This is a genomic window from Pedobacter aquatilis (assembly GCF_032678425.1).
GTDB lineage: Bacteria > Bacteroidota > Bacteroidia > Sphingobacteriales > Sphingobacteriaceae > Pedobacter > Pedobacter aquatilis_B.
Map to the genome: position 1 here is coordinate 375168 of NZ_JAVTSG010000004.1, position 6872 is coordinate 382039.

The window sequence follows — 6872 nt, forward strand, 5'->3', positions numbered from 1 at the left end:
CCAAAACCTTAATAATTAAACGGCTGCTGAGCAAACTCAGTAGCCGTTTGCTTTTTACAGATATTTCTTACTTTAGAGAACTAAATCTACCCTGTTGAAGAAGTATCTGGCGCTCGTTTTCCTCATTATATTATATTCCTGCAGAAAGGAAAAAGTAATAAGCCCTGCCCAACCCAGAAATCCATACTATGATAAAGCCTGGTTTTATCTGGAGCAAAACGACCAAACAAAAGCATTTATTAATTTTTCTAAAGTTGCCAGTTTCAGTACCGACAGCTTATTAATTGCAAAGTCCTTTACCCATATGGCGGTTATTCAAGGCAATCAAGGCGACTATTTCGGCAGCGAAGAATCAGCAGCAAAGGCAATTTTATATTTTAAACCAAACAGCGAATATTTGCCTGGTGTATTTAATTCTATCGGCATTGCCAAATACAGCCTTAAAGATTTTAGCAATGCATCAAACTGGTATAAAAGAGCAATTACCACAGCAACAGATAGTCTGAATGGTTTAATCTATCAAAACAATCTTGCAGTGTCGCTTGTAGAACAAAAAAAGTATGACGAAGCGGTTTCATTGCTCTACAATATTTTGCAAAACAAACGCATTAGAAAAGATAAGGCAATGTTTGCTCAAGCCTACGATAATCTAACCTGGGCAAAATGGCTGCAGAATCCTAAATATAATGCAGTTCCAGATTATCACCGTGCTTTAAATATTCGCTTAACGGAGCAAAATCTGTGGGGGCAAAATGCCAGCTATGCACACCTTGCTGATTTCTATATGAATAGTAATATAGATTCAGCCTTACAGTATTCAGAAAAAATGTTTGCAACCGCAAAGGCAATCTCCAGCCCCGACGACCAGATTGAAGCTTTGAAAAAGTTAATTCAACTCAGCAATGCTGATAAAAGCAAAGTCTACTTTACACGCTTTACTAAACTAGAAGATAGTATACAAACAGCCAGAAATGCTGCAAAAAATCAGTTTGCACTCATCCGTTACGAATCAGAAAAGCACAAAGCCGATAACCTTAAATTACAGCAAGACAATACTCAAAAGAAATACGAAATCATTAAACGAGACTTAATCATCTATGTGATAATCGTTTTAACAATCGCCGGCATAATTGTGTCCTACACAATCTTTAAAAAACGTAAACAGAAAATTGAACTAGAGGCCCGAAAAAGTATTCAGGAAAGTCGGTTAAAAACTTCGAAAAAAGTACACGATGTGGTTGCCAACGGTTTATATCGCGTAATCACCGAAATTGAGAATCAAGACAATATTGAAAAGGAAGAAATATTAGACAGGCTCGATGTCATGTATCAGAAATCAAGGGATATATCCTACGAAGTAGAAGAAATAATACCTGCAACAGAACAGCTGAACCAAACCTTTACAGAACTATTCGATTCATTTAAAACACAGGAAACCAACATCACGGTTAAAGGAAATACCGATGATTTATGGCAAAGCACCAGCCCAACCATACGGCTTGAATTAGAACATATTTTGCAAGAGCTGATGGTGAATATGAGTAAGCACAGCCAGGCTACACAGGTAGATATAAGCTTTGAGTTAGAAGAAAACGATCTAAAAATTAATTACCTCGACAATGGTATCGGCATAAAAAACCCGATAAAATTTAACAACGGACTAACCAATACGGGAAACCGTATAGATTTTATAAATGGCAAAATTACCTTTGATACAAATGTTGAACGCGGACTCTACATTATAATTACCGTTCCGATTTCATAACCTAAGCCTATGTTCGAAAAAGTATTAATTGCCGAAGACCACGAAAGTGTAAGCATCTCTGTTCAAAAAACATTGTCAGACTTGAATATTATTCATGAGCCAAGTAACTATGTTTATTATTGCGATGATGCACTCGGTCGTATAAAAAGGGCACTTAATACAGCAACACCATATCAATTGCTCATCACCGATTTATCATTTGAAAACGACAGACCGCAGGAAATTAACAGTGGTACTGAACTTATAAAAGCAGCAAAACTTATTCAGCCGGACCTTAAGGTCTTAATTTTCTCTATCGAAAATAGATTCACCGTTGCATCAAAAATAATGAACGAACTGGGGATAGATGCCTTTGTACCCAAAGCCCGCGGCGATGCAAAAGATTTAAAACTCGCAATAGAAACCATTGCACAAAACCGCAAATACCTTTCGCCAAACCTTAAGAAAATCACTACAGAAGAAACACCTTTCGAATTTACCCTATTTGATAAAACCATTATTTCTCTGTTGACCAAAGGAACACCCCAAAAAGACATTCCATTTTACCTGCAAAAAAATAACATCAAACCATCAGGGCTAAGCAGTATCGAGAAACGCCTGAATACAATAAAAACCATCCTGAACATATCTAATAATGAACAGCTCATTGCATATTGCAAGGATAGAAACATTATCTAATCGCTAAAATTACACCTTTTGCTGCCGCGTTAAGCTTGTCGAAACGCCCTTATTATCTTTAGTCTCACTTAATATCCCCGCTTTAAAATTTAATCTTTCACTTTACGGTTTCCCGTAAGGATGAGGTTTTTATGTAGTGTATTTTTACACATAATCAATAGATTAACTCATCCCCCGATTATGGAACTAAAATTAAAGCTCGAACAACTGCATCAAAGAGTAGATGGTTTGAAGGATCAAATCAATACCGAAGAAGCTACAAAAAATGCTTTTGTAATGCCTTTTATTCAGACTCTTGCTCACCTCAGTAAACAATAAATTTTTTAACGCTCCGCTCTCAAAAAATGTAGGGATTGCCATAAACTTCTAGGGACAGAAGCCGGCAATTCCTCGTTTTGAAAAAACAAAAAAGGTAATGAACGATATATTAACAACAGGCATCGAAATAAAACAGAGAATAATCTCGGAGATTCAAAATGCAAAGCATAGCATTTATTTAGCTATGGCTTGGTTTACAGATAGAGATATAGCAAATGCTCTTATTGAAGCAAAAAACAGAAATCTGGTCATTGACATTATTCTTTCATCTAACATTCAGAATGAAACGGTGAAGAAAATGTTTAGAGAGGCTAACATTAGCTTACATGCATTCGAAACAGGGGATGAACGCGGCATGATGCATCATAAATTTTGTCTAATAGATAATAACATTTCGATTAACGGCTCCTACAATTACTCGTATAATGCTAGTAATAACAATGTAGAAAACATTCATGTATCTAATGATTTAAACATCTATAAGCAGTTTTATTCGGAATTTGAAAGGCTTAAATATAATATCGATCATCAAATTGATGTAAATGATTTAAATACAAAAACACAAGATACCATCAATAAAAATATATATCCCTTATTACCAGACAAGGCAAAATCTGATGGTGAACTCTCGCTTCATGAAGTTTCAAATGATAAAAATAACGCCAAAGAGCATGCAATTTTAGAGTTTACTAAAGTATTAGATTCTATGATTGCTGCCGAAATAGGGAATTTTGATCGCACTTTACTACGTAAGCAGGGGTATGAAAGATCAAAGTTTAATAATGGAGATCATCAAGTCTTGACTAAAGCACTTGATACAGTGTATTCAGTATTTATCAATGATATTGATGTTGTTGATGATAAAAAGAAAAGACTTTTAACAAAAATAGATGAGCAAGAAGTTAAAAGTATCAACTCATTAGGAGAAAATCTAAGCCTGCAATTGGACACCTTACAAATTGCATCCGAAAATGATATTTTAAATTCTAAAAGCAAAATTATTTCGCTGAAATCTGATTCTGAAAAAAACGATCAGAAAAGTAAAGAACTTAAAAATATCAAAATCGTTTATCATGAAAAATTAATAAATGAAATAAAAGACAAAATTCGTTTAGCACAGCGAGAGTTTATTCAGCCAAAATTTAAATGGTATGAATTTATACCTGTCATTTTTGCGAATATCTGTTTGACTGTATACTTATTTATTTTTTACTCTTCAGCATGTTATATTTTATTATTCGCAGTTGAAGATTCTAAGGAAGCAAGAAATTTAGGTTTAGACGCAATGCCAATGGAGATATTTAATCCAAAGGCTTTGAGCCTAACTATAGAAAAAGGAGGTTCGGGCATTCTTTTTATTTTTCTTTTTGTATCTATTCCAATTTTTTGTGCATTAATAAAGCTATTTACAAAAAAACAGTGGATAATTATTACAATGTTTATCGTTGGTATTTTTCTAATAGATACAGCAATTGCTTATAAAGTTTCGTCTGCCCTGTATCAAATGAAGTATGATTCTGGTGAAACAAATGAAATTTGGAAGATAAAGATGGCTTTCACTGATCCTAATTTCTATTTAGTTTTCTTATTAGGAGCATTCGGATTGATAATGCTAAAATTTGCCTTCGAGAAGCTGATGAACATTTTTGAAGAAAGAAATCCGGACATCGCAACATTGAAAAATGATTTATTGATTAGTCAACATTATGAAGACATTCAAATTCAAGACGAGAAAATAATATTAATACAAAATGATATTCATTTATTGGAAAACACGAATATATCGATTGACGCACAAATTAAGATTACAGAAACTGTACTAAATTCTCTTCCTAATAAACTCAATCAGTTAAAGGAAATAAACAAAAAAGATTTAGTGACTGGAACACAACATATACAAGATATTGCAACAATATATAAGAGCCATATTGAAAATGATAATTTACCGATTTCAGTCGATTCTTTACGTGATAGAATTAATATTTTTCTCGAAGGTTGGAACGATTACTTACACGAGCAATATTCAATTGCGATAGCCACAACAAAATCAAGAGAAGCATTCGACACAACAGTTGAATGGCAGAAAGAAAAAATCATAACTACTCAAATTGACCATAGAATAAAACTGTAGATGAAAAATAAATTTATCATTGTAATTGCTTTAATAACTATCTCCAAAGCCTCTTTATTTGCTCAACATCAAAAAGAGGTGATTCATTTCAACTTGATATTCGCTCCAGATTTATCAAATAGATTAAATGAGAAGATGTATCCCAAACCGATTAATGATACTACTATTGTAAGGGGAATTTTAAAAGAAATATGGTCACCCAACCTTATGCGCTATAAAAGAAGTGAGGGTCAGATGGACCACTATAGAGTAGATTTTATAAATAAAGGTCTTATAAATCTCTATAATATAAATACCAATTTATTAAATCTGGATTTTCAAAGGTTCGATAGACAAAGTGACAGAATAAACTATATTATGGCTAGAAACAATGTTACCAAAACATTAAACAAAGACATAAACATTTTTATGAATGAATATCGAAAAATCATTTCAAAAGCTTCGATTTCGAATAATGGGGCTGATGTATGGTCATATTTCAATTCTGGAATTGATGACCGAATTATTCTACCATCTAAATCAAACGGAAAAGTAATTCAGCGCTTCCGGAATATTATGATCCTAATGACTGACGGGTATATTGAAGCAGGCATATATCATAAGGGATACGATCTAAGTGCTGCCAAAATTAATGCTTTTCGTAATGCATTTTTAAAATCGAAAGAATCAGATATGGCTGTATTTCTTTCAGAGAATAAAAACTTCAAAATCAAGCCTGCACAAAACGCACACCTAAAGAATCTAGAATTAATTGTATTAGAAATGTATGATCGCTCACTATCTAAATCTGGAGCTGCAAGAAGTCAACCAACTGATATGGAAATAATGAAAGTTATTTGGTCGGATTGGTTAAGAAATTCAGGAGTGAAAAGGTTTCAATTAAAATCATGTGCCAATTCACAAATGGAAGTCGTACAATCTGTACTCAATTTTTTAAAAGAATAATGAAAACCCTCTCCCTATCTATCCTAATTTTAATGAACATAGCTTGCAAGGAAACCACTTCAGAAGTCTACATTTGCAACAGCGGTAAGGCAAGCAAATATCACTTAAAATCAAATTGCAGGGGCTTGAGTAATTGTCAATATAAGATTGTAAAAACCACTTTAGATAAAGCGAAGAAGGAAGAGAAAACACTATGCGGTTGGGAAAAATAAGTCTGTTTATTATATGTTTAGCTACTAATCCGGTACTTAGCCATTCTGAAAGCGCTCCAATCCTACAGTTCACCCAGAACCAAAGAAACTTCTCCGCAAAAGTCATTCGCATAATGGATGGCGATACCATGGAAGTGCTCTATCAAAGCCAACCAATCAGAATTCGTCTTGCCCACATCGATTGCCCGGAGAAGAGAAATGGTCAACCTTTTGGCAATAATGCAAAAAAGGCGCTATCAGACCTATGCTTTGGAGAAACAGTAAAAATAGAAAGCCAGAATTACGACCGTTATAAACGATTAATTGCCGTTGTTTTTAATAAAAAAGGTCAGAATATAAATCAGGAAATGGTTAAACAAGGAATGGCATGGCACTATAAAAAATACTCGAAAGACAACACCTATGCTGCCTTGGAATCTACTGCCAAAATAGAAAGAATAGGTTTATGGAAAGATGCAAACCCTATTGCTCCTTGGGTTTGGAGAAAGCCTGTCAGAACTAAGCCCAGGCCTTAGTAACATATCACCACTACACCATACAATTAAAAGCTCATACTTATAAATCAACTTGAGTATAAGCGATAAGTTTGAAATAAAAATTAGTCATTTCAAATAGCCAATCCCGTTTAACTACATCGCCTAAATCATCAGGAAAACCCACATCAGCATTCCATATCAGCTGCAGCCCTACTTTTTGCTTCAATCTTTTTGATTTTATCCTTCGACTCCGCTCAGGATGACTAGTTGGTTAGTTGGTTAGTTGAACAACTGATGAATTGATTTATTGTTCTATTGTTGTTCATTTCCCTGGACTTAAAATAAAT

The 6872-nt window shown here is 33.9% G+C and carries 8 protein-coding genes; 7 read left to right on the forward strand and 1 reads right to left on the reverse strand.

All coding sequences use genetic code 11. The features are described 5' to 3' along the window. Positions 1–94 precede the first annotated feature (94 nt). The 7 genes from R2Q16_RS15065 (at position 95) to R2Q16_RS15095 (ending at position 6564) form a co-directional block, all read left to right on the forward strand. Positions 95–1765, forward strand: coding sequence for a tetratricopeptide repeat protein (locus tag R2Q16_RS15065; protein ID WP_316738079.1), 1671 nt, complete (start codon positions 95–97; stop codon positions 1763–1765). 9 nt (positions 1766–1774) lie between these two features. Next, positions 1775–2443, forward strand: a complete 669-nt coding sequence (locus R2Q16_RS15070) for a response regulator (RefSeq protein WP_316738080.1) — start codon at positions 1775–1777, stop codon at positions 2441–2443. A gap of 180 nt (positions 2444–2623) precedes the next feature. Next, positions 2624–2761: a hypothetical protein gene (locus R2Q16_RS15075; protein WP_316738082.1), complete on the forward strand. Its 138-nt coding sequence runs from the start codon at positions 2624–2626 to the stop codon at positions 2759–2761. Positions 2762–2858: 97 nt separating this feature from the next. After that, positions 2859–4892 carry a phospholipase D-like domain-containing protein gene (locus R2Q16_RS15080; RefSeq protein WP_316738084.1) on the forward strand — a complete coding sequence of 678 codons (2034 nt, stop codon included), beginning with the start codon at positions 2859–2861 and terminating at the stop codon, positions 4890–4892. Next, positions 4893–5837, forward strand: coding sequence for a hypothetical protein (locus R2Q16_RS15085; protein WP_316738086.1), 945 nt, complete (start codon positions 4893–4895; stop codon positions 5835–5837). Beyond that, entirely contained in the window at positions 5837–6049 is a 213-nt protein-coding gene (locus tag R2Q16_RS15090) for a hypothetical protein (RefSeq protein ID WP_316738088.1), read from the forward strand. Before R2Q16_RS15085 ends, R2Q16_RS15090 begins: the two co-directional genes overlap by 1 nt. Positions 6050–6162: 113 nt before the next feature. Further along, on the forward strand, positions 6163–6564 hold the full coding sequence (locus tag R2Q16_RS15095; RefSeq protein ID WP_316738089.1) for a thermonuclease family protein: 402 nt from the start codon (positions 6163–6165) through the stop codon (positions 6562–6564). Between the two features lie 40 nt (positions 6565–6604). Here the strand turns inward: R2Q16_RS15095 and R2Q16_RS15100 are convergent, their stop codons facing one another. Next, positions 6605–6751, reverse strand: a complete 147-nt coding sequence (locus tag R2Q16_RS15100) for a hypothetical protein (RefSeq protein ID WP_316738090.1) — start codon at positions 6749–6751, stop codon at positions 6605–6607. Positions 6752–6872 lie beyond the last annotated feature (121 nt).